At 37.8% G+C, this 21,625-nt stretch carries 21 protein-coding genes; 4 read left to right on the top strand and 17 right to left on the bottom strand.

Annotated features, from left to right (window positions below; all coding sequences use genetic code 11):
- Positions 1–112 precede the first annotated feature (112 nt).
- Genes rhaD through fucO form a run of 3 tightly spaced genes read left to right on the top strand, consistent with a single transcriptional unit; the run spans position 113 to position 2,753 of the window.
- Positions 113–937, top strand: coding sequence for a rhamnulose-1-phosphate aldolase (rhaD, locus tag JZO83_RS07450; protein ID WP_207115390.1), 825 nt, complete (start codon positions 113–115; stop codon positions 935–937).
- A 17-nt stretch (positions 938–954) separates the two neighbouring features.
- Positions 955–1,596 carry a sugar O-acetyltransferase gene (locus JZO83_RS07445; RefSeq protein WP_207115389.1) on the top strand — a complete coding sequence of 214 codons (642 nt, stop codon included), beginning with the start codon at positions 955–957 and terminating at the stop codon, positions 1,594–1,596.
- Between the two features lie 5 nt (positions 1,597–1,601).
- The gene (gene fucO, locus JZO83_RS07440; protein WP_207115388.1) at positions 1,602–2,753 is read left to right on the top strand and encodes a lactaldehyde reductase; all 1,152 of its coding nucleotides are present in this window, start codon (positions 1,602–1,604) and stop codon (positions 2,751–2,753) included.
- Between the two features lie 104 nt (positions 2,754–2,857).
- Here fucO and JZO83_RS07435 read toward each other — a convergent pair whose 3' ends face one another.
- The 9 genes from JZO83_RS07435 to JZO83_RS07395 all read right to left on the bottom strand — a co-directional run bounded on the left by JZO83_RS07435 (position 2,858) and on the right by JZO83_RS07395 (position 11,567).
- The gene (locus JZO83_RS07435; protein WP_010736418.1) at positions 2,858–3,574 is read right to left on the bottom strand and encodes an MIP/aquaporin family protein; all 717 of its coding nucleotides are present in this window, start codon (positions 3,572–3,574) and stop codon (positions 2,858–2,860) included.
- Between the two features lies 1 nt (position 3,575).
- Complete coding sequence (gene glpO / locus JZO83_RS07430; RefSeq protein ID WP_207115387.1) at positions 3,576–5,399, bottom strand: type 1 glycerol-3-phosphate oxidase; 1,824 nt, start codon at positions 5,397–5,399, stop codon at positions 3,576–3,578.
- 16 nt (positions 5,400–5,415) lie between these two features.
- Complete coding sequence (gene glpK, locus JZO83_RS07425) at positions 5,416–6,912, bottom strand: glycerol kinase GlpK (protein ID WP_207115386.1); 1,497 nt, start codon at positions 6,910–6,912, stop codon at positions 5,416–5,418.
- Positions 6,913–7,027: 115 nt separating this feature from the next.
- Positions 7,028–8,488, bottom strand: a complete 1,461-nt coding sequence (locus tag JZO83_RS07420; protein WP_207115385.1) for a helix-turn-helix domain-containing protein — start codon at positions 8,486–8,488, stop codon at positions 7,028–7,030.
- Positions 8,478–9,776: an FAD-dependent oxidoreductase gene (locus tag JZO83_RS07415; protein ID WP_207115384.1), complete on the bottom strand. Its 1,299-nt coding sequence runs from the start codon at positions 9,774–9,776 to the stop codon at positions 8,478–8,480. The genes JZO83_RS07420 and JZO83_RS07415 overlap by 11 nt, the downstream gene beginning before the upstream one ends.
- 130 nt (positions 9,777–9,906) lie before the next feature.
- The gene (locus JZO83_RS07410) at positions 9,907–10,179 is read right to left on the bottom strand and encodes a hypothetical protein (RefSeq protein WP_206855682.1); all 273 of its coding nucleotides are present in this window, start codon (positions 10,177–10,179) and stop codon (positions 9,907–9,909) included.
- Positions 10,180–10,216: 37 nt separating this feature from the next.
- Positions 10,217–10,534: a hypothetical protein gene (locus JZO83_RS07405; RefSeq protein ID WP_207115383.1), complete on the bottom strand. Its 318-nt coding sequence runs from the start codon at positions 10,532–10,534 to the stop codon at positions 10,217–10,219.
- A gap of 414 nt (positions 10,535–10,948) precedes the next feature.
- A complete protein-coding gene (locus JZO83_RS07400; protein WP_207115382.1) occupies positions 10,949–11,296 on the bottom strand; it encodes a type II toxin-antitoxin system PemK/MazF family toxin in 348 nt (115 codons plus the stop codon).
- Positions 11,283–11,567 carry a type II toxin-antitoxin system RelB/DinJ family antitoxin gene (locus tag JZO83_RS07395; protein ID WP_206855675.1) on the bottom strand — a complete coding sequence of 95 codons (285 nt, stop codon included), beginning with the start codon at positions 11,565–11,567 and terminating at the stop codon, positions 11,283–11,285. Before JZO83_RS07395 ends, JZO83_RS07400 begins: the two co-directional genes overlap by 14 nt.
- 538 nt (positions 11,568–12,105) lie before the next feature.
- Between JZO83_RS07395 and JZO83_RS07390 the strand changes: the two genes are divergently transcribed.
- Positions 12,106–12,705, top strand: a complete 600-nt coding sequence (locus JZO83_RS07390) for a hypothetical protein (protein ID WP_207115381.1) — start codon at positions 12,106–12,108, stop codon at positions 12,703–12,705.
- A 299-nt stretch (positions 12,706–13,004) separates the two neighbouring features.
- Here JZO83_RS07390 and JZO83_RS07385 read toward each other — a convergent pair whose 3' ends face one another.
- The 8 genes from JZO83_RS07385 to JZO83_RS07350 form a co-directional block, all read right to left on the bottom strand.
- Positions 13,005–13,775: a Fic family protein gene (locus JZO83_RS07385; protein WP_207115380.1), complete on the bottom strand. Its 771-nt coding sequence runs from the start codon at positions 13,773–13,775 to the stop codon at positions 13,005–13,007.
- Positions 13,776–13,910: 135 nt separating this feature from the next.
- Positions 13,911–14,771 carry an aldo/keto reductase gene (locus JZO83_RS07380; RefSeq protein WP_207115408.1) on the bottom strand — a complete coding sequence of 287 codons (861 nt, stop codon included), beginning with the start codon at positions 14,769–14,771 and terminating at the stop codon, positions 13,911–13,913.
- A 26-nt stretch (positions 14,772–14,797) separates the two neighbouring features.
- Positions 14,798–15,475: a type 1 glutamine amidotransferase domain-containing protein gene (locus tag JZO83_RS07375; RefSeq protein WP_206855672.1), complete on the bottom strand. Its 678-nt coding sequence runs from the start codon at positions 15,473–15,475 to the stop codon at positions 14,798–14,800.
- 16 nt (positions 15,476–15,491) lie between these two features.
- Positions 15,492–16,598 carry an NADH-dependent flavin oxidoreductase gene (locus JZO83_RS07370; RefSeq protein ID WP_207115379.1) on the bottom strand — a complete coding sequence of 369 codons (1,107 nt, stop codon included), beginning with the start codon at positions 16,596–16,598 and terminating at the stop codon, positions 15,492–15,494.
- A gap of 95 nt (positions 16,599–16,693) precedes the next feature.
- A complete protein-coding gene (locus JZO83_RS07365; protein WP_206855670.1) occupies positions 16,694–17,128 on the bottom strand; it encodes a MarR family transcriptional regulator in 435 nt (144 codons plus the stop codon).
- A 355-nt stretch (positions 17,129–17,483) separates the two neighbouring features.
- On the bottom strand, positions 17,484–19,103 hold the full coding sequence (locus JZO83_RS07360) for an alpha-glucosidase (protein WP_207115378.1): 1,620 nt from the start codon (positions 19,101–19,103) through the stop codon (positions 17,484–17,486).
- A gap of 466 nt (positions 19,104–19,569) precedes the next feature.
- The gene (locus tag JZO83_RS07355) at positions 19,570–20,376 is read right to left on the bottom strand and encodes a DUF5677 domain-containing protein (protein ID WP_207115377.1); all 807 of its coding nucleotides are present in this window, start codon (positions 20,374–20,376) and stop codon (positions 19,570–19,572) included.
- Between the two features lie 53 nt (positions 20,377–20,429).
- Positions 20,430–21,625 (bottom strand): hypothetical protein (locus tag JZO83_RS07350; RefSeq protein ID WP_207115376.1); only part of this gene is annotated, 1,196 nt, incomplete at its 5' end.

The following is a 21,625-nucleotide window of genomic DNA, read 5'->3' as shown; positions in this document are numbered from 1 at the left end:
GAAGCCTTTGCGAATCTGTTCAATGGATTCCCAAGGTTCTTCTGTTTATTTACAAGATAAAAATACGCTACGCTCCTTCTATCATAAGAATAAAAGAAAAGAGGTCTCACTCGTGAAAAAATTAGCGATGCTCCATGCTCCTTTTGTAAAAGAAATGATTCAAGCGACAACTAATATGTACCGGCTAGGCTGGGATGAACGTAATGGTGGCAATATCACCTATTTACTAGAAGAAGCGCAAGTATTACCTTTTATCGATCCTGCAAAAATCTTACGGACACTGCCATTGGCTTTTGATGCCCGACAATTAGCCGGAAAGTATTTTTTAGTGACTGGATCTGGAAAGTACTTTAAAAATGTGCAAGAAGCGCCCGAAGAAAATCTTGGCTTGATTCGTGTGACGGGTGACGGACATGCGATCGACATCTTATGGGGATTAGCACCTGATGCTGTTCCGACTTCTGAATTACCAAGTCATTTCATGAGCCATATCGCTCGATTAAGTGTCGATCCAGATAACCGCATCGTCATGCACTGCCATGCGACACATTTGTTAGCAATGACTTTTAGCCATCCACTTTCTGAACGAGAATTCACTCGTACCTTATGGCAAATGTGTACCGAGTGCTTAGTTGTTTTCCCTGAAGGTATTTCAGTCATTCCATGGTTAGTTCCGGGTTCAAATGAAATCGGTGAAGCAACTGCTGCAAAAATGAAAGAAACACGTTTAGTCGTTTGGCCACAACACGGGATCTATGGTTCTGGGAAAGACATGGATGAGACGTTTGGCTTGATTGAAACAGCCGAAAAAGCTGCCCAAGTCTATACGATCGTCATGGCACAAGGTGGGATCAAACAGACGTTAGAAGATGACAATTTGAAATTACTTGCTGATGCGTTTGGAGTTGTCCCACGTACTGATTATTTGAACGATTAGCAATCGTGAGGTGACGAATGAAATCAACTGTCGAAAAAATGATTGCTGGTGAGGTCTATCGCCAAGAGGAAGAATTATTGCAGCTTCGTTTAACTACGAGAGATCTGCTTTATGAGTTCAATCATATCCATCCCCGAAAATTAGCGGAACGTCAGCAATTGATCAAAAAAATGTTTAAACAAACAGGGGATGAACTCTTTGTGGAACAACCGTTTCATTGCGATTATGGCATCAATATCACCGTCGGAGAAAATTTTTTAGCCAATAATAATTGCACATTATTAGATGTTGCGCCGATCACGATCGGCAAAGATGTCTTACTCGCGCCAAATGTGGGGATCTACACCGCAGGACATGCTTTAGATCCCGTTTTACGGCAAGAGTACAAAGCAGAGTTTGGGGCAGCGGTGACGATTGGCGATAATGTCTGGATCGGCGCAAATACATCTGTCCTTCCTGGTGTAACGATCGGTGATCATGCTGTTATCGGCGCCGGAAGTGTCGTCACGAAAGATATCCCACCCAATTCTTTAGCAGTAGGCAATCCATGCCGTGTCGTGCGGAAATTTGATCAGCAAGATCGGATCTATTATTTCAAAGAACTACGTTACCCAGCGGAATATATGATTCCTGAAACCGATACACGTAAAGGAGAGTAAATCAAATGGCAAACCGAATGATTTTAAATGAAACATCCTATCATGGAAAAGGCGCAATCGCGGCTATTCCAACAGAGATCCAAGCAAGAAATTTCAAAAAAGTGGTCATCATCACTGATAAAGAATTAGTCAAAATCGGTATAGTGACCAAAGTGACGGCATTATTAGATGAGGCAGAAATCGCCTATGACATCTATGATGGTATCGTGCCTAATCCAACGATCGAGAATGTAAAAGACGGCGTGAGTTTCGTAAAAGAGGCGAAAGCCGATGTAATCCTGGCAATTGGCGGAGGTTCACCGATCGATACAGCGAAAGCGATTGGGATCATCGTGACAAATCCAACGTTTTCTGATGTCCGTAGTTTAGAAGGCGTGGCAGATACGAAACAGCCAAGTTTACCAATTTTAGCTGTTCCAACTACTTCTGGTACGGCGGCTGAAGTCACGATCAATTATGTGATCACAGACAAAGAGCGTTCACGTAAATTTGTCTGTGTCGACCCCCATGATATTCCAATCGTTGCCTTTGTTGATAGCGATCTGATGATGGGGATGCCGAAAGCCTTATGTGCGGCAACTGGTATGGATGCGATGACGCATGCAATCGAAGGTTTGATCACTAAAGGTGCGTGGGAAATGACCGATATGTTCCACCTCAAAGCAATTGAGGTCATTGGTCGTAGCTTGGCCGATTCCGTTGCGGGTGATCCAAAAGGTCGGGAAGATATGGCATTGGGGCAATACCTTGCAGGGATGGGCTTTTCAAACGTCGGCTTAGGTCTTGTCCATGGCATGGCGCATCCTTTGTCTGCATGGTATGACATTCCCCATGGAGTCGCTTGTGCTGCCTTATTGCCAACGGTCATGAAATACAATAAAGAGTTTACAGGTGATAAATATCGGGAAATTGCGAAGGCGTTGAAAATCAAGGATGCAGCGTCTCGTTCAATCGAGGATATCCGTGATGCTGCGTGTGAAGCGATTGATGCTTTATCGAAAAAAGTTGGCATCCCTGCCACGATTTCTGAATTAGGTGTCAAAGAAGCGGATATTGCAAAAATTGCAGAAGATGCGTTCAACGATGTCTGTACTCCAGGAAATCCAAGAGAAACGAATGTGGAAGAGATCATCGCTATCTATCAAAGCTTGATGTAGCTGGCTCTCTTCTTACTTTGACTAAAAAATAAAAACGATTCTCAACTGTCCGCGAATAGCGAACGATGAGAATCGTTTTTTTTTCATATAGAAAATCTAATTCATTAAACCATCAACGTGTACATACCAACTGCGACGATTGCACCAACCATTGGTCCAGCAATCGGTACCCATGAATACCCCCAGTCAGAGCCACCTTTGTTAGCGATCGGTAAAATCGCATGAGCAATACGTGGACCTAAGTCACGAGCTGGATTGATCGCATATCCTGTCGATCCACCTAATGATAGCCCGATAGCTAAAATCAATCCGCCAACAGCAAATACATTTGTTCCACCAGCAAATTCAGTTTGACCGAATGCTAATAATCCTAAAACTAACACGAACGTACCAATCAATTCTGTGATAAAGTTAGCTGGATAGTTGCGGATTGCTGGTCCAGTCGCAAAAGTTCCTAAGATTGCCCCTTGGTCTTTTGTTGCTGACCAATGTGGCAAGTAAGATAACCAAACGAGTACCGCACCAACGATTGCGCCTAGTAATTGGGCAATGATGAATGGAAAGACTAAGTTCCAACCGATTGCGCCTGTCATTGCCATTCCAAGTGTTACCGCAGGATTTAAATGAGCTGGTCCCATGAATCCTGAAATAAAGACTGCCATCGTTACAGCCATTGCCCAGCCAAATGCAATGACGATCCAGCCAGAAGCTTGCGCTTTACTTTTATTTAGATTAACTGCTGCACATACGCCGTCCCCTAAAAGGATCAAAATCATTGTTCCAATAAATTCCCCCATGATTTGGGTCATGTCTGCATTCATTTTATTTTTCTCCTTTCAGGTCACGCAAGTCTGATTCAGCGATCAGTTGTTCTAAATGTTGCGTTTCCCGTTCTTTTTCTTCGTCTGTCCAATCAAAGTATGCAGCGATCGCATCAATGATCGGTTGTTTGATCGCATCTAACTGATCTCTTTCAAATAGGAGATGGTTCGTACGACGAATCAAGTAATCACCTGGAGCTAAGACCATTTCATTTTCTAATCCATAGCGTAAACGTGCAGATTCTGCCAAGGTCAATCCTGGATAAGGACTCATTTCTTTCGCTAATTCAAAGATATGTTTCGCATTTGTTCCGTAGAAGTCTGCGATATATGCAGCGTCTTTTTCATCCAGACCAGCTTCCACACCGATTTTTGTATATTCTTGGACCATTTCTTCTTGTTTCGTCGGATCAAAATCACCGCCTGAGATCGAATAGGTCTTCGAATCGATTTCTTTCGCTGTTACGCCATATTCTTCTTTTAATAGTTGGCGGATCAACTTCATCGCACCTTCTGCCATTTTGCGATAATCAGTGATTTTACCACCAGATAGAGTCACTAGTCCGTCTGGTTCACGTTCCAATGAGCTACCACGTGAAACTGTCGACGGTGCTTTTTCATCACGACTGCTTTCTAAATGATTCAATACATCTTCCACTTCTACACGGGATACTTTATTTTCTTTAAAATCTGTCACTGTATCCACGACTTTACGGAAGCTTTTATCGGAAATCGAACCGTTGTCTCCTCCGTTGTAGTCAGAACCCGCATTCCCGATCAACAATGGACGTAAGCCTGCCCAACTTGATTCGATATCCGCCAAAGTGATGTTTGCTTCTGGATAACGATGATTGATCACGTCTAGTAAGTAATCCACATCTTCTTGTGTCACTTGAGGGTCCGTAAAATCACCTTGATAATCAGTATCTGTCGTTCCAAAATACGTTTTGTTTTCACGAGGGATCGCAAAGACCATGCGGCCATCTTGTTTTCCTGTGTCAAAGTAAGTTGGCTGTGGCACAGGTAATTTCTTCGCGTCTACGACTAAATGTACCCCTTTTGTCGGACGCATTTTTGGTGAGATCGCCCGTTTGAAATTCAAGTTGCGGATCTTATCTACCCATGGGCCGCTTGTGTTGATCACGATTTTTGCTCGGATCTCAATCACTTCATCACTTAACAAGTCACGAGCTTTGACACCGATGATTTGATCGCCATCATAGATAAAACCAGTGGCTTTCATTTTGCTGACCAAATACGCTCCGTCTTCTGCCGCTTTTTTGATATTATCGATCACTAAACGTGCATCATTGTTACGGAAATCCAAGTAAACTCCAGCACCTGCTAACCCATCTTTTTTCAAGAATGGCTCGCGCTCTAAGACTTCTTCCGGCGTTAGCGTATAATTTTCAAATTTTGTTCCTGTCACGTTGGCTAACTTATCGTACAAGTCCATCGCAACTTTTACTGAGAACATGTTGAAGGTTGTGGCACCTTCTCCTTCATAAATCGGTAATAACATCGGATCTGGTTTAGGAATATGCGGAGCGACACTTTGGACTACTGCTCGCTCACCTACTGTGTCTGCTACTACTTCAACATCAAACGTTTTTAAATAGCGAATACCGCCATGTACTAATTTGGTTGAACGTGAAGAAGTTCCTTCCGCAAAGTCTTGCATTTCAATCAAACCGGTTTTGATACCTGAAGCAGCTGCTTGGATCGCTACACCTGCACCAGTGATTCCTCCACCGATAATCAAAAGATCTAATTCTTCTTGTTTCATGTGGTCAATGTTAGCTTGTCTTGTTTTTCTTGAAAACATCTTGTGTTCCCTCCCTTTACTCAAAAGCTTGAGTCGCTTTCACAGCTTTTTTCCAGCCAGTGTAAAGTTTTTCTCTACGCTCTTCTGGCATTTCTACTTCGAAAATTTTGCCTGCTTCATAAAATTCACGAATTTCATCTGTATCTTTCCAATAACCAACTGCTAAACCTGCAAGGAAGGCAGCGCCTAATGCTGTCGTTTCCAAGTTACCAGCACGTTGGATCGGTACATTCAAAATATCTGTTTGGAACTGCATCAAGTATTCATTGTTCGCTGCACCACCATCGACTTTTAACACAGGGATCTTGATACCTGTATCATCTTGCATCGTATCGATGATATCGCGAACTTGATAAGCAATGGATTGCAAGGTTGCTTTGATGATATCTTCTTTCGTCGTTCCTCGTGTTAGACCAAACATTGAGCCACGTGCTGCTTGATCCCAATAAGGTGCTCCAAGCCCAACGAAGGCAGGTACAACATATACTTCATCTTCACTTGTCGAACGCTTCGCTGCATCTTCTGAATCACTTGCTTTTTGTAGCATTTGTAAGCCGTCACGCAACCATTGGATGGAGGAACCAGCGACAAAGATACTTCCTTCTAACGCATAGTAAACCTTTCCATTTATTCCGTAACCAATCGTCGTCAACAAATTATTTTTAGATAATTGTGGTTTTTCCCCAGTGTTCATCACAATAAATGAACCGGTTCCATAAGTGTTTTTGACCATCCCTGGCTCAAAAGCCATCTGACCGAATAATGCGGCTTGTTGGTCACCAGCCATACCAGAGATTGGTGCTTCACTACCATAGAAGTGATAGCCTTGTGTATAACCGTAAACTTCTGAGTTTGATGTCACTTTCGGCAACATCACTCGTGGAATATTCAATAAATCTAAGATTTCTTGATCCCAATCCAAGTCATGGATATTAAACAACATTGTACGACTTGCATTTGAGTAATCGGTTACATGCGCTTGTCCATCTGTCAATTTCCAAACAAGCCAAGAATCGATCGTTCCAAACATCAACTCGCCTTTTTCCGCTCGTTCTTGTGCGCCTTCTACGTGATCTAAGATCCAACGAATCTTAGTAGCAGAGAAATACGCATCAATGACTAAACCAGTTTTTTCATGGAAAAATTCTTGGTGTCCGTCTTCTTTTAATTTGTTGGCAATATCTGCTGATTGACGTGATTGCCAAACCACTGCATGATAGATCGGACGTCCTGTGTCTTTTTCCCAAATCACTGTCGTCTCACGTTGGTTCGTGATACCGATACCTGCGATTTGTGTTGGTTTGATACCGGATTCAATGAATGCACCAGCGATAACTGACTGTACGGAGTTCCAGATTTCATTCGCATCATGCTCTACCCAGCTTTCGCGTGGAAAATATTGAGTGAATTCTTTTTGCGAACTACCGATGTGTCTTCCTTTTTTATCAAAGATAATCGCTCGTGAGCTTGTCGTCCCCTGGTCAATTGCCATGATATACGTAGATTCTGTCATTATGATCTCCTCCATTTTTCTGCAAACGCTTTCTTTAACTACTTTTATGGTACACCCATTTAAGGAATAGAAACTGCCAAAAAAATAGCAATTTACCTTTTTTTTGACAGTTTTTTTAATTTTTAGCTTTTTTGTCACGCTCAATTTTGCGCTTCAACCTTGATATATCATAGCTTGAAGCAAATTCAGACAGATAATAATACTCCTGTCCTTTTTTTTCCTGATTAAAGGTGATCACAAAATCATAGCTTTTTTCTGGTTGGACTTCTTCGATCACGATCCCACTGATCCCCTTTAGTTCTCGAATCAAAAATTGTTGAAAAGCGATTCGATAAATCGGTAAGGATTGCAGGTCGATGCCAATGACCACAGATTTTTCAATATAGAAATCAATCATCATCAAAATATTCGCATATTGACTCATCAAGTTATCTAGAACTTGATCAGTCAATTTTTTCATAGGCAGCTGCTCAATGGTAGTCGTTTTCAAGCGATCAAGTAATTGACTCAATGAATCTCCCAACATACGCTGTTGCTGCGTGAGTAGATGTTGTTGATCATAAATCGTTAAATAGCCGGAAAAAAAGTATAATTCATTATTGATTTGTGCCAAATGATACCCGATCGTTTTTTCTTCTTTGATTTTTAGTCGTCTAGGTCGATAATGCCATAGCATCGTTTCGCGAATATACGTATCCAAAACAGCTGTTGGTAACTTTTTACTACGAGTCAAGTCATATTGATAAAATGTTTCCTCCTCTAATACAGAAAAAGAAACAAGAAAACTATAAAATAGCATAGACTCATAAGCTGTGACATCAGCGGCCGTTCGGCTGAGATACAATGAAATGACCGGATGAATCGTTTGGTACAACTGATCATTTTGGTATAAATCTTTTTTTTCTTTTGTTGCATGAAACTTCATCTTATCTGACAGGAGTCTTTTTCTTGTAATACCAATCCATGTCGCGATCTTTATCGATGATTGGGGAGAAAAACTTGTATTGAGGACATGCGCCAATCCTACCGTCAACGGGCGTTTATCCGGTGTATCTTGTAAATATTGCGGTCTTTGTGATTCTGGGAAAAATTGAAACAAGGAATAATAAAAATAGCGGATCTGTAGCTCTTCTCCTTGGATCTGTCCATTCTTGATCTGCAAGGAGAACTCTTTCAAGAGATGATTCAATTCTTTGATCTTTCTAAAAACAGAAGATTCACTGATCGTAAAAGCTGTTGCCAAGCGAACACTGGAAGCTTGTTGATGTTCAAGTAAATACGTCAGGATCTGATATTTCACACTTTGTTGGACTAAAAAAAGCATGATTTTTTCTAGACTCGTCTGCTCGTCTAAATCAAGCACCACTTGGAATTCATTTTTTCGGACAGAAATTTTCGTTTTCATCATACGACCGATCATTTCAATGTCATCAATATACTGGTCGAAGGCAGATTTGGATAATTTCACATGAGATCGCAGTTCATTGATTGAGGCAGAACCACCTTCTAATACAAGCATTCGTAATAGTTCAATCTGAATCTGTTCTTTTTTTTCTAAAAATTCCTCAATCTTCATCGAAAGGATCAACCACCTTTACAAGAGCTGTTGGCGCTCGAAACTCAGGTTGAAAGAAGAATTCGCGCGCTTCTAGATCTGCGAGTGTCCATCCTTCCTCAACTGCTAACGTCAGTCGGTCTAAGAGATAGAAAATCACAGCTTGACTATGGCATTGCGCGCCGATCAGTTTTCCATCTTCCGTCAGCAATACTTTTATGTTGATCGATTCCTGATTCGTCGCCGAGGCTCTAGTCGTTAAATAGTGTATTTTTATTTTACCAGGATAAAAAATACTTTCACTCTCTGTTAACCCGACACTGCCAAAATAATGGCCAAACCAGTGATTGCCGATTGGACGATAGGTGCCTAGATCTTTCTTTAGTTGCCCGCTGATATTTTTACTAGCGATTTTCGCCGTTCGGATCGCATTGTTCACTAAAGACACGTACATTTTTTCTTGTGTTGGTCGATAAGTCACTTGGATCGCATCGCCGATCGCATAAATATTTTCCTGTGACGTTTGAAGGTAGTCGTTGACCCAGATCGTCCCATCGTCATTCAATTGAAGTGACTCTTCCCATAATTGATTATCAGGACGAGTGTAATTCGCTAACAAAACCAAATCATACGTTTCACTTCTATTTTCCGTGAAGATTTCTGTTTGCTCTGTTTCAATGATTTCTTGTACTTGTTCATTTAAGAAAAATCGGATCCCTCGATCGTTCAGCTCACGATACAGTGGCTTGATCATTTCTGGATCAAAATAGCGGAATAAAACCGTCGATTGGCTTTCGTATAGATGAAGTTCTTTTCCTAAGTTCGCTAATCCTTCAATCAACTCCAAGCCTACTTGTCCTGCACCGATTACTGCGATTTTTTTTGCATTTCCGATACGTTGTTGGAATTGTTGCGAAGTTTTAGGATCTTTAATCGTCCAAATCGTATCATTTTCTTGCGTACTAAAACGGAAGCGTTGTTGTGAGCCTGTCGCAATCACAAGATAATCAAAGTGAAGCAGCTCACCGTCTTGTAATTGGATTTGATTTTTATCGCTATTCAAAGCAACCACTTCTGTTTCTGTTCGTACCTCTACTTGATGATCTTGAGTCAACTGTTCTTTTGTCATCCAATAATAATGCGCTTCTTCGTGGAATTCCCCTTTTAAGATCAAATTGACACTATTCGGGATAAAACCTATCCGCCCTTGTTTTTCAATAATGATTATCTCACTTTCCGGACAGTCGTTACGCAACGAAACAGCTGCCTGAATGCCCGCAAATGAGCCACCGACGATTACGATCCTCATATGATATTCCCCTCTTTTTCATCTGTTATCCTTAGAGTATCATTTCTTAGAAAACGTTTCAATCAGTAAAGGAAACAGCGAGTATAAACAGTGTGCCAATTGCTTTATTTATATTCTGATGGTGGCTTTTTTATTCTTTCTTTAATTGCGTATAAAGCCTGTGGCTCTTTTTAAATTCGATATCTGCTAGTTTCATCACCTTTTTTATTACTTCATCTGAAGAGTCAAACTGATACTGTCTCCTTTCAAACCCATCTTCGACAATACTGTATCGTGCTTGGTCATACGTGATGCGTATCGAGCGATCTTTTTTGAAGGTAAGGATTTTTAAAGTGACACAGTCCTTTGACTTAACGTTTCTTTTCAAAAATTGTTTTAATTGCTTTTTATAAATCATGTTCATTTTACTATTTCTCTACCTTTTTCATAGATTTAGTCACTCAGTGTTTTTTGTTTGAACGAACAACTATTTTATTCACTTCTTTATCAAATCGTTCTTTTTTCAACGTTTGACTAATATAAAAAACCTGAACCTTTTTCTCATTTATCCTAAAAGCAATACGGAAATTTTCCTTTCCTAAATGGATTTTCATTTCATAAATCGTTTCTTTTACAGACATCTCAACGGGTTTGATTCGATAAAAATCGTGCGTCAAATACTCATGTACTTTATAGATAATTATTTCTTGATACTTTTTTGATTGATTCGCCGTAAATACATTTCGAATTGCCTGACTGACTTCAACCTCATATTCCATAGCTATTCCTTCTTTATTCGATTATTTATGTAGATAGAGACCTCTCTAAAAAATAGGTATGTAAATATTTATATAATACGCTTGCATTATAAACTATATTCACCCTATTTTTTATTCGTTTATTTTATATCAATTATTTTTATTTATTTTCGTTAATTCTACTAGAAGAATAGCCATCTGAAGGCGCTGGGTCAATCGTGTTTTCCCTCACTTATTATTATACTTTCTTTTGTGATATTCCCTAGCTCAGCTACTTTAGTAGAAAAAATTCTGGGACATTAGTCACCTTGTATACCCTAAAACCGAATAAACGATGTTCCAGAAGTAGCTCCTACAGAAATAAGCGTGAAACCCAAAAATTTGAAGAGCAATTTTCGGGGCTTCACGCTTATTTCTCGGAGTTGAGCACTTCTGTTACAACTTCTCGTTTCGTTGTAAATTTTTGATGAATTCAATCAATCGAGATCCGTCTTCTTTCGTTAGCGTACCTACCTTGGCGTATTTTATTTTTTCATTTCCTTTAGGTATTGCTCTTAGCATACCAACATCTATCCAAGAAGCCTTATGCAGACCTGACTTTTTCCAATCTTTGATAGGAAAATATACTTGTTTTATCTTTTTTGACTTATGTTCATATTGGCTAGTGATACTAAAAAATTCAATACAGTCATTTTTATCTCGTATAACCAATATAGGTCTTTTCTTTCCACCTTCTTTGTCAGCGTAAGCTACATAAACTGTGACTATTTCATTCGTATTCATTTAGCCACTCATTTAGCTTTTCATCTGTATCAAGCAATGTAACAGGCATACTTTGTGTTAATTGGCGCAACTTGATTGCTTGTCTTTCTTCTTCATTCAATTTTATTTCCATTGGAAACTCACCTCTTGATACAACTTGTTTATATAAGATGGTGATTGCTGTTGTCGCATTCAAACCAAGTTCTTCTAATATTTGTTCTGCGTTTTCTTTTAGCTCTTTATCAATTCCGACTTGTATTCTTCCTTTTTTTGCTTTCTCTTTTGTTTTCACACTATCTCCTCCTATTGAGTGAAAGAACCTCAAAATATTTCGATATCACCATTTATTTGATTATATTATACTCATAAAAGAGAAAAGTTGCAAAAAACAGCAGCTGATTTTCTTAACCACTTCTTTGCTATCTCTCTTACTTTGGAAGATATGATTTGTTGCTTTTTACAACCTTTAATTTAGCCGACATGCTTATTTCTAAATTTAATAGTTTTTGGGGACTAATTTTCAACATTTTTTTCACCTATTCACTACTGACCTAACTTCTTGGAGTGGGAGGTTCTAAAAAAGTTTATACTTGCAAAAGCTTGCTCTGGTGATTTCTAATACTTCGATTTATTTTCTGCAAGAGTCACTTTTTTGCCGAAGCAAAATAGAAGAAGACGATTATATGATTACATAGAAACAAATTCCATCGGATGAGGAACTGTGACATTAGTTTTTTCTCTCCCTGTGAAACCGTATAAAGGGTATTGTAGAAGTAGCTCCATTTACAAGGAAATCCTTAAATATATGTATAAGAAAGAGTTGATTAATTATGAATGAACTAGTTTATATCAAAGAAAATTTCAACATCGTAACCGTTGCTTTTGTAAAAAATGGAAAAATCATGAAAAAAATTTATGATTGGTATCTCCCTTATCATTATCAGAATAAGATCCATATCCATACGAATACCTCTATTCATATCAATGGTCAAAAGGAAAAAGTTTTTATTGTGAGTTTGTCTTATCATCCTAATGCACAAAAAATGTATAAGCAATTTCCACTATCACACTCGCAACCTAGCTGGCAGATACAACTTATTGCTCAAATACTTAACTCTAAAAATATTCAGTATTATCGAGAGCGGACGTTCAAAAATCTTACCACAATCGAGAATCGTCCATTAAGAATTGATCTTTCCTTTCAACAAAATAATCAATGGTACTTTATTGAATACCATGGTGTTCATCACTACTTCAAGAAAAGTGCTACTACTAAACGTTTTCAAAACATATTAAGAAATATGGAAATAAAAAGACAGTGGTGTTTAGACAACAAGGTTCCTTACTTAGAAATTCCTTTTTTCAAGCAAAGTGAAATTCAAGTTTTAGTTGAATATTTTCTAAAATCTTCGTTACTTGATACTCACTGATGAAAATATTTTTGATCATGCAAGGAAATCCCCCCTTATTCGATAAATATCACACTCATACAAATCAAAGTAGTTCGGAGAGTGGGACAAAAATAAAATTCATTTTTGTTTCTAACCTTAAAACCGAATGAACGGTGTTCCAGAAGCAACTCCTTCGGAAATAAGCCGAGAAACCCAAAAATTTGAAGAACAATTTTCGGGTTTCTCGGCTTATTTCTCGGAGCTGAACACTTCTGTCACAACCTCTTGCAGTTCATCCAACAATTCTTTTGGATCACTACAAGTCTCTATTCTCATCTTTATTCTCTTGCTACATCTGGTTTACTCAATTGCTCTTTGATGCGATACGTACTCACATCAAAATTTTTATTTTCTTGAATAGGTGCATGTAATGCCAGTTCTCTTTCTTTAGGTGAGGGTAGTGTGTCTAGCATACGTTCAAACGCTTTTTCTTCCTCTGTTGGTGTCTTTGCTTGGTAATAACGCATCAGATTCAATGTAAATTCCACTCGATCCAGATCATTGAAAGGAAGAGTGAGGTAATTTTCATTTTCAAATGTTCCATAGGCCGAGTTAGCTGCAATTAACGCAGTTCGCTTGTTGCCATCTTGAAATGCTTGAAGTTTTGATAACCGGGCAAAGACACGCCAAGCATCTTTTTCTTCCTTTTTAGACTCATTAAATCTTTCTACGATTTGATCGATATCAACTCGTGTGACAATCTCAGGTGGCAAATAAGCTTCCTGACTTTGTTGATCGATAATAATAGCGATACGATCCTCTTCATTGTAATAAGCATTTCTCAAATGACCGGGCAAACCAGGTTGTTCATTTGATGGTGAATCAAACTGTGTATTTACTGCAATGATCCCATCTGTTGAGAATCCTATTTTTTTGATTACATCGATTCCTTTTAATGCATCTGTAAAAATCGCGATATCGTCTTTGTTTTGTCTCAGCGGTTTTGTCGATTTTTGATCAAGTGCTTTTTTCGTTTGTAAAACCGTACTACCATAATTATTTAAACTACCTAATGAGGTAATAAATCTTGCAAGAGCTGTATTATCCATCAGCTTTCTCTCCTTGTTGTTCCAATCTTTGTGCCTCCTAGTATACTATGAAAATTAGATACACAGTAGAAAAAATCAATTTGAAAGAAATAAACGGAGTTCATACACTCTCTTTTGAACGCATCAACATAATACTTATTTATTTGCTTGATCAATCGAGATATTATGCAGATTTTCAACTAATGTTCGATGTTCACGAGGGCCAGTTGACTCTGGTGCTTGATCGAGCTGTTCGATCAAAGTCAATTCTTCTTCTGATAATTGGAAATCAAAAATGGCGATATTTTGCTTTATACGATCCACATGGACAGATTTAGGGATCGTGATGATCCCTAGTTGTGTTTGCCAACGTAAGATAATCTGTGGAACAGTTTTATTGTATTTTTCAGCTAATTCTTTCAAAACTGGTTCATCAAAGATCCCATCTTTTCCTTGATTGAACGGACTCCATGCTTCCGTTGCGACGTCAAAGTGTGTGGCTGTTTCTCTTTGTTGTTTTTGTTGACGGTACGGATGTTGTTCGATTTGATTGATGACAGGTTTGATGCGGTGATTCAAAATCAAATCGGTCAAACGACCAGTGGAAAAATTGGAGACTCCGATCGCCTTTACTTTACCTGCATCATAGAGTTCTTCCATAGCACGCCATGCGCCGTAATAATCATTGTAAGGTTGGTGGATCAAGAAAATATCAATGTAGTCTACTCCTAATTTTTGTAAAGAACGCTCATACGCTTTATAAGCACCTTCGTAAGAAGCATCAGTGACCCATAGCTTTGTTGTAATGGTGATTTCTTCTCTGGGAATCCCACTTTTTTTGATTGCCCGACCAACTGCTTCTTCATTGTTATAAACAGCCGCAGTATCGATCAGCCGATAGCCAGCATTTAGCGCTTCTAAAACGACTTGCTCACATTCCTCTTGATCCCAGATTTGAAAGACCCCAAATCCAAGTATAGGAATCGTCAAACCATTGTTCAAGGTACGTGTTTCCATCATTGATCCCCTCTCCAAACTTCGCTTTATTTCGTCAACGCAGTAACGACTTTTTCTCCTAATAGGTGTGCAGATTGAGGGTTTTGTCCTGTTAATAAACGCCCATCTACATGAACCACTTCAGTAAAAGCTTTTCCTGCCTGATAATCTGCTCCTTTTTCTTTCAATGAATCTTCAGTCAGGAATGGTACATTATTCGTTGTACCGTTCGCTTCCTCTTCTTCATTACTGAAGCCAGTCACTTTACGTCCAGCTAAAATAGACTGACCATTTTCGTCTACGACAGGCAATAGCCCTACGACGCCATGACAAACCGCTGATACGATGCCATTCTCTTTGTAAATCGCAGAAGCAACCTCTGCTAATTTTTCTGAGCCTGGGAAGTCCCACATCGTTCCGTGACCACCCGCATAGTAAATAGCTGCATAATCTTTTGGATTCACTTCATCAGGACGCAACGTTTGTCCTAATGCACGGTTACGAAAATCTTCATCTTGATAATAGGCCCAATCCACTTGATCCATATCTAATATACTTTTTGGTTCCAAAGGCACATAGCCGCCATTTGGGCTAACAAAGTCAGCATCGATCTTGTTTTTGACTAATACATCATAAAAATGAGTCAATTCACTTAACCATAAACCTGTTGGACGCTCAATATTGTCGTATTTCTCTACATTTGTCAAAACAATCAAAACTTTCATTTTCTCAGCTTCTTTCTTAGATATTGATGGTTGATCGATAACGTTGATCAAGGAAATTATACAATGGACTTGGTAAATACAAGTCTTTGTATGCTTCAGAAAATGGTTTCGTCACAAATTCATCATCCCGACCTTCTAATAACTTGACTGCCCATTCAGGATCTACCAACATTTGTTGGCCAACTGCCACGAGTTCAGCATGAGCTAACACAGACTCGACATCTTTACGGTTACGGACATTCCCGACACCGACTAGCGGGATTTTTCCTTGAATCGCTTCATGGACGTATTCAAGAATTGATTTTTCATTATACGTTTCAGAGCGAGCTACACGGTCATACGTGTTCAAAGAAACATGTAGATAGTCTAATTTCGTTTCACGTAATTGTTCCATCAACCAAATCGTTTCTTCAAAACGGATACCTGGTGTTTCAAATTCTTCTGGTGAAAAACGATAACCAGCGATAAATGGTTTCTTAGCGTGTGTTTCAACTGCTTGAAAGACAGATTTCAATAATTCTTCAATAAAGTGGTAACGTTTCTCTAACGTTCCGCCCCATTGGTCGTCACGACGATTAGAATGAGGAGAGAAGAATTGTTGGATCAAGTAGGTATTCGCTCCATGTAATTCCACGCCGTCAAATCCGGCTTCGATTGCTCTGCGTGTTGCTTCTCCAAATGCTCGGATCGTTTCGCTAACTTCTTCCTCACTTAATGCCCGAGGTGTTTCGGCATCTGGACGTTCTGCTGGAATAGCACTAGCAGATACTGTTTGTTCTCCGGATAAAGTCGCACGACTCGTCATACGTCCGCCATGGAAGATTTGCACGATCGCCTTAGCACCTTCACCTTGGATAGCTTGTGCTAATTCACTTAAACGAGGGATCATTTCGTCGTGTGCAATACTTAATTCACCTGGCCAACCTTTTCCGATATCTTGCACATTGGCAGCACCAGTGATCACTGCACCTAATCCTTTTGATCGTTGTGCATAGTATTCGATTTCATCTTTTGTGATTACTCCATTAAAAAAGCTAAGTTCTGTAGTCATTGGTGATAGCATCAACCGATTTTTTAGCTCACTACCTGATGGAAATGTGATTGATTCATTGAATTTTACCATTCTTCTTCCTCCAATATGACGAATGTCACTTATTTTTCTCGTATTTATTTAACCATACGTTTAGTTGTACATGCAACTGTTATGTTTAAAAAATTTTATTTTTTTTGTAATTTATTGGTCGCCTCATTCAGCTCTTGTGAAAGGCGTTCGCTTTCAGCAGCGCCTAAAACAACTTTATAGGCTTGATGAAGCTCATCCCAACTACTGTCGATCTCTTTGACAAATTCACGACCTTCATCTGTTAAATAGACGAGAGAAAGACGTCCCTCTGTCACTGTTTTGACATAGCCTTTATATTCTAACTTTTCTACGAAACGTGCAATTGTGGAAGGTGCAGAATACAGCATTTGTGCAATGTCCTTTTGCGGAATCCCATTTTTTTCTTTCAGGATCAGCAAAATAAATCCATACGTTGGCGCAAGCCCAGTTTTTTTGAATGCTTCATCGGCCAATTTATTTAAGATGCGATCTAGTTTTTTTACACTGAAAAACAGACATTCTTCTAATGACCGTTCAATTGATTTCCCCATTTTTACACCTCCTGTTAGCGTACATATCATAGTATGATTTAGTTGATTTGTCAAAGAGGAGGATAGGTGTCTAGAACAAAAATAAAATTAATTTTTATTTCAAACCTTAAAACTGAATAAACGAAATTCCAAAAGCTGACCTTCAACACTCACCTAAAAATGCTTCTTTCACGATCTCCTTTGACACTATTTCCAAGGAAGTCCTTCACTAAAAAAAATGGATAGATGATCTGCTTAGATCACCCATCCACTATTACCATCTTCTGCTTGGTTTTTTCATATACATACGATAGCATATATGCCGTCAAAAAGTAATATGCGTGGTATCCATTTTCTAGATGTGACACTCAATCCATCACTCAATTTTCACCACAAACGCTTCATAAGGACGTAATTCAACTTCTCCCATAGGCACTTCTCGGTCATAGTTTGCAATGATCAGTTCCGTTGTTTCTTGTGGAACGGTCAATTCATGTGTTTGTTCAGATAAGTTACAGATGATCAACCAACGTTCTTCATTGAGTGTCCGATAATATGCGAAGACTTCATCTGGAGTTTCTGCCAACAATTCATATTCTCCCCAGACAATGATTTCATTGTGTTTGCGTAACTCGATCAAGCGTTTGTACGTATGGAAAATCGAAGATGGATCTGCCACTGCTTGTTTCGCATTGATGCTTGGATAGTTGGGATTGACGGATAGCCAAGGTGTTCCTGTCGTAAATCCGCCATGTGCTGTTTCATCCCATTGCATCGGCGTACGCGCGTTGTCACGACCTTTCGCATTGATAGACTGCAAGATCTCTTCTTTATGATAGCCAGATGCAAGACGTTCGTGATACATATTGATCGTTTCGATATCTTTTGCTTCTGAGATGTTCTGGATTGGTGCATTTGTCATGCCTAGTTCTTCCCCTTGATAAATATAAGGAGTCCCTTTCATCATGTGCAATAAAATAGCAAACATTTTCGCGCTTTCTACGCGATATTCCTGATCATTCCCCCAACGTGAAACAATTCTCGGCAAATCATGATTATTCCAAAACAAGCTGTTCCAGCCTTCATCACCTAACGCTGTCTGCCATTTTGACAAAACTTGTTTCAGTTCAGAAACATCTAAAGCTTTTAGATCCCATTTATCCTTACCTTCTTGTTGGTCCAAACTCATATGTTCAAATTGGAAGATCATGGATAGTTCATTTCTTTTCGGGTCTGAATAAAGCTTCGCGATTTCTGTCGTTGCGCCCCAAGTTTCTCCTACCGTCATCAAATCCTTATCGCCAAAGGTTGCTTGATTCATTTCTTGTAGGTATTCGTGAAGCCGAGGTCCATTATTGGTGATTTCTTGATCGGGTAGTTTGCCGATCGTATCGATGACATCCATGCGGAATCCACCAATTCCTTTGTCGATCCAAAAATTCATCATGTCATAGACTTCTTGTCTGACTAGCTCGTTCTCCCAATTCAAATCAGGTTGTTTCTTGCTGTATAGATGCAAATAATATTGACCAGTCGTCTCATCAAATTCCCAAGCAGGTCCACTAAAGATCGAACGTAGTGAATTAGGAACGTCACCATTGACTGGATCACGCCAGATATAATAATCTCGATGCGGATTGTCTTTGCTTTTGCGTGATTCGATAAACCATTGATGTTCATCTGATGTGTGATTGACGACTAAATCTAATATGATTTTGATGCCAGATTTCTTGGCTTCCTCAATCAGTTCATCCATTTCAGCCATGGTTCCAAATTCAGCCATGATTGCTTCATAATCGCTGATATCATAGCCATTGTCATCATTTGGAGATTCATAGACCGGGGAAAGCCAAATCGTATCGATCCCTAGATACGTTAAATAATCTAACCTTGAAATAATCCCTCTTAAATCACCGATTCCATCCCCATTCGTATCTTGAAAACTACGTGGATAGACTTGATATACCACTGATTGGTGCCACCATTTTTTCTCCATATGTTCCTCCATTTGTTTTGTCCTATTCTTATAGAAATTGTAACGCTTACAAAAACAAGAGTAAACAGACTTGAGCATGTTACCGATAACATTAAAATCCGGGATTTTGAAATAAAAAAGAGCGTGGGGAAAGTTTCAATCAATGGATTAGCGCCTTAAAACAGAAACTATTGATTGAAATAAGTACAAATTGCTATCAACATGTCCATTTAGAGTGTACTCCAAATTCACAAACAAAACAGCAGTTAAATTTAGTAGTTTTATCTGTAATTTAAACGCGTAAATTAAGCCTTACAATACTTCATTCGGAACACTGCCACACTTTTTACTTTTCTATGTATCCCTATACGGTGATCACAGAAACAATCTCTACGAAAATAAGGTGACATTCACAAAAAAATGGAAGAACAATTTGTCGTAGATGTCACCTTATATTTTCGAGGATAAAAACTTATACCTCCGCTTCTTATATATTTGATTGGCTAGTTAGAACTATATTTTTAATTTCTTGAATATATGAGTTTGTTTCCTGATTTAATTTATAATAAGTAATTACTTTATTAGTAATATCAAAAATATGCCCATTCAACATAGAAAGTATTATATCTTTGTCATCAAACGATTCAATAGCTAACAATTGAGGAGAGACTCTGAGCTGTCCTAAAACACTTAAACCATGAGAGGACGGAGAATAGCGAGAATAAAAATTATCATATTCTAATTCATTACCCATATACTCAAAAAGCTGTCTAATGGTTCGATGATTTCCATCCTCATTAAACCAATTTTGTCTATCCCTTAACTTCATTTTATTTGTAAAGCAACTATTTATTTTACCTTTTATATATATTTCATATGAATCTAAGTTCTGATAAGAAGAGTTATTTTGTTTTTGTAATGCAACATCTATATCATTTTTGTATCTTTCTTTTTGAGAGACTTCTAAATGGTCAAATGTTTTCTTTAAATTTTTAATACCAACATGTTTTTGCCAATAAAAACACGCTTTCCCTCTTTCTTTAGTATTTTTTTCCAGAATATAGCTTAAATATATATAAACTTCTAAGAATGAACGAAATATCATACCAATATTATCAGTTAGCCCAACTTTATATAAATAATTTATTGTTTCCGCTTTATCTACTAAATCGACGTATAGTGATTTTATTACCATATCATGAATGTCTAATTCGTTACTATCCTTTGGATTTGCTTTAAATACTTGCATAGAAATACTCTTATAGATTGGTATAACTTCTTCTTTAAATTCCATATCTTTGATTCCTTTCTATTAAAACATAAGTTTCTACTTGACAGATATTTGAATTAGATGTCTAACTTATCTTCGAACTCATTAATAGTAAATTTTTCATCTGATATTTTAGTCAGCATAGGAGTAATTCGCATTGCTGCTTCAGGGACACCTTTGATTTCTAAATCAGTCAAATGATTATATTTTTTTGTACATACGCTTATTACTTTCGTTTTCCAATTAATTTTAATCAAGCCAAGTTTTTTTAAAATATAAATAAATTCTAGGTAGTTTTCCTTAAATATTATTTCTAATGCGTCCCAGTACTGTTTTTGCCATTCAAAATTATCCCATTTTTGATTTATAGTTAATACAACAATAAAATACATACTTTTCTTTTTACCATCTATGAAGTCCAAGGATTCTAAATCTAGATTAGGAAATAATATAGCAAGGTTTGCAAAATTTATTTTCAAATACTTCTCAAAAAAGAATAGTTTTTGTGTAAAATCGAAAGAATGAGTATTTAAAATAGTTTCCCATTCGTCAATAACAGCCTCAAAATCAATGGTTTTTATTTTGTTTATAGTTATTTGTTTTTCAAACAAAATGATTTGCTCCAACAAATATGAAGATTTATTATTGTAAATGTTGTCTAAAGTCGCATCACGTAATTTTGTTGTAATTTCACGATCAAGTTTTTTATAATTTCGTAAAATATACTCGGAAAGTTCATCATTTAATGAGCCATAGGAAATAAGGTGCTCATTAATATTGGTATCATTTAAAAGCTTTATTACTTCAGAATACTTCAGTTTTAATACTTTCTCATAAAGATAATATCCTTTTCTATTTCTTATAAAAGGTGATGGATATTCATCATTGTCATTTAATAAACTTTTAATCACAGCCGTAAATTCGTTACAATGATCTTTAATAATAGTGATTCCCCCAGTATCAACTAATTCTTTGTACTCACTATGATAAAATAAATATAAATAGATAACTATTAATTGTTGCTCGATTTGGACAATATCTTTCTTATTTCTCTTTTCTAATTCCTCTATCAAATAGTAATGAAATATTTTTCTTTCTCTAAGGTTTCTTTGTTCTTTAATAAAGAGTTCAATTAGATTTACAGAAATATTTATCGAAAAAGTAGTTTCAATTTTTTTAAAATAGTTGGTCCATATATTACTAGGATGTAAGCTGTAAGGTAACTCAATTTTTTGATTGATAATTTTTTGCAGGTACTTATCTTCTTTAAAAT

Source organism: Enterococcus sp. DIV1298c, assembly GCF_017316315.1.
In the GTDB taxonomy this organism is placed as follows: Bacteria; Bacillota; Bacilli; order Lactobacillales; family Enterococcaceae; genus Enterococcus_B; species Enterococcus_B mangumiae.
This window is presented reverse-complemented; position numbering and strand designations above follow the sequence as displayed.

What these genes read in the sequence shown, in the direction of transcription:
- JZO83_RS07415 (WP_207115384.1), bottom strand. Translation starts at nt 9,776, where the DNA reads ATGAGGATCGTAATCGTCGGTGGCTCATTTGCGGGCATTCAGGCAGCT.
- JZO83_RS07435 (WP_010736418.1), bottom strand. Translation starts at nt 3,574, where the DNA reads ATGAATGCAGACATGACCCAAATCATGGGGGAATTTATTGGAACAATG.
- JZO83_RS07445 (WP_207115389.1), top strand. Translation starts at nt 955, where the DNA reads ATGAAATCAACTGTCGAAAAAATGATTGCTGGTGAGGTCTATCGCCAA.
- JZO83_RS07385 (WP_207115380.1), bottom strand. Translation starts at nt 13,775, where the DNA reads ATGGATAATACAGCTCTTGCAAGATTTATTACCTCATTAGGTAGTTTA.
- fucO (WP_207115388.1), top strand. Translation starts at nt 1,602, where the DNA reads ATGGCAAACCGAATGATTTTAAATGAAACATCCTATCATGGAAAAGGC.
- glpO (WP_207115387.1), bottom strand. Translation starts at nt 5,399, where the DNA reads ATGTTTTCAAGAAAAACAAGACAAGCTAACATTGACCACATGAAACAA.
- JZO83_RS07355 (WP_207115377.1), bottom strand. Translation starts at nt 20,376, where the DNA reads ATGGAATTTAAAGAAGAAGTTATACCAATCTATAAGAGTATTTCTATG.
- JZO83_RS07410 (WP_206855682.1), bottom strand. Translation starts at nt 10,179, where the DNA reads ATGAACATGATTTATAAAAAGCAATTAAAACAATTTTTGAAAAGAAAC.
- JZO83_RS07420 (WP_207115385.1), bottom strand. Translation starts at nt 8,488, where the DNA reads ATGAAGATTGAGGAATTTTTAGAAAAAAAAGAACAGATTCAGATTGAA.
- JZO83_RS07365 (WP_206855670.1), bottom strand. Translation starts at nt 17,128, where the DNA reads ATGGGGAAATCAATTGAACGGTCATTAGAAGAATGTCTGTTTTTCAGT.
- JZO83_RS07400 (WP_207115382.1), bottom strand. Translation starts at nt 11,296, where the DNA reads ATGAATACGAATGAAATAGTCACAGTTTATGTAGCTTACGCTGACAAA.
- JZO83_RS07390 (WP_207115381.1), top strand. Translation starts at nt 12,106, where the DNA reads ATGAATGAACTAGTTTATATCAAAGAAAATTTCAACATCGTAACCGTT.
- JZO83_RS07380 (WP_207115408.1), bottom strand. Translation starts at nt 14,771, where the DNA reads ATGGAAACACGTACCTTGAACAATGGTTTGACGATTCCTATACTTGGA.
- JZO83_RS07360 (WP_207115378.1), bottom strand. Translation starts at nt 19,103, where the DNA reads ATGGAGAAAAAATGGTGGCACCAATCAGTGGTATATCAAGTCTATCCA.
- JZO83_RS07405 (WP_207115383.1), bottom strand. Translation starts at nt 10,534, where the DNA reads ATGGAATATGAGGTTGAAGTCAGTCAGGCAATTCGAAATGTATTTACG.
- glpK (WP_207115386.1), bottom strand. Translation starts at nt 6,912, where the DNA reads ATGACAGAATCTACGTATATCATGGCAATTGACCAGGGGACGACAAGC.
- JZO83_RS07375 (WP_206855672.1), bottom strand. Translation starts at nt 15,475, where the DNA reads ATGAAAGTTTTGATTGTTTTGACAAATGTAGAGAAATACGACAATATT.
- JZO83_RS07370 (WP_207115379.1), bottom strand. Translation starts at nt 16,598, where the DNA reads ATGGTAAAATTCAATGAATCAATCACATTTCCATCAGGTAGTGAGCTA.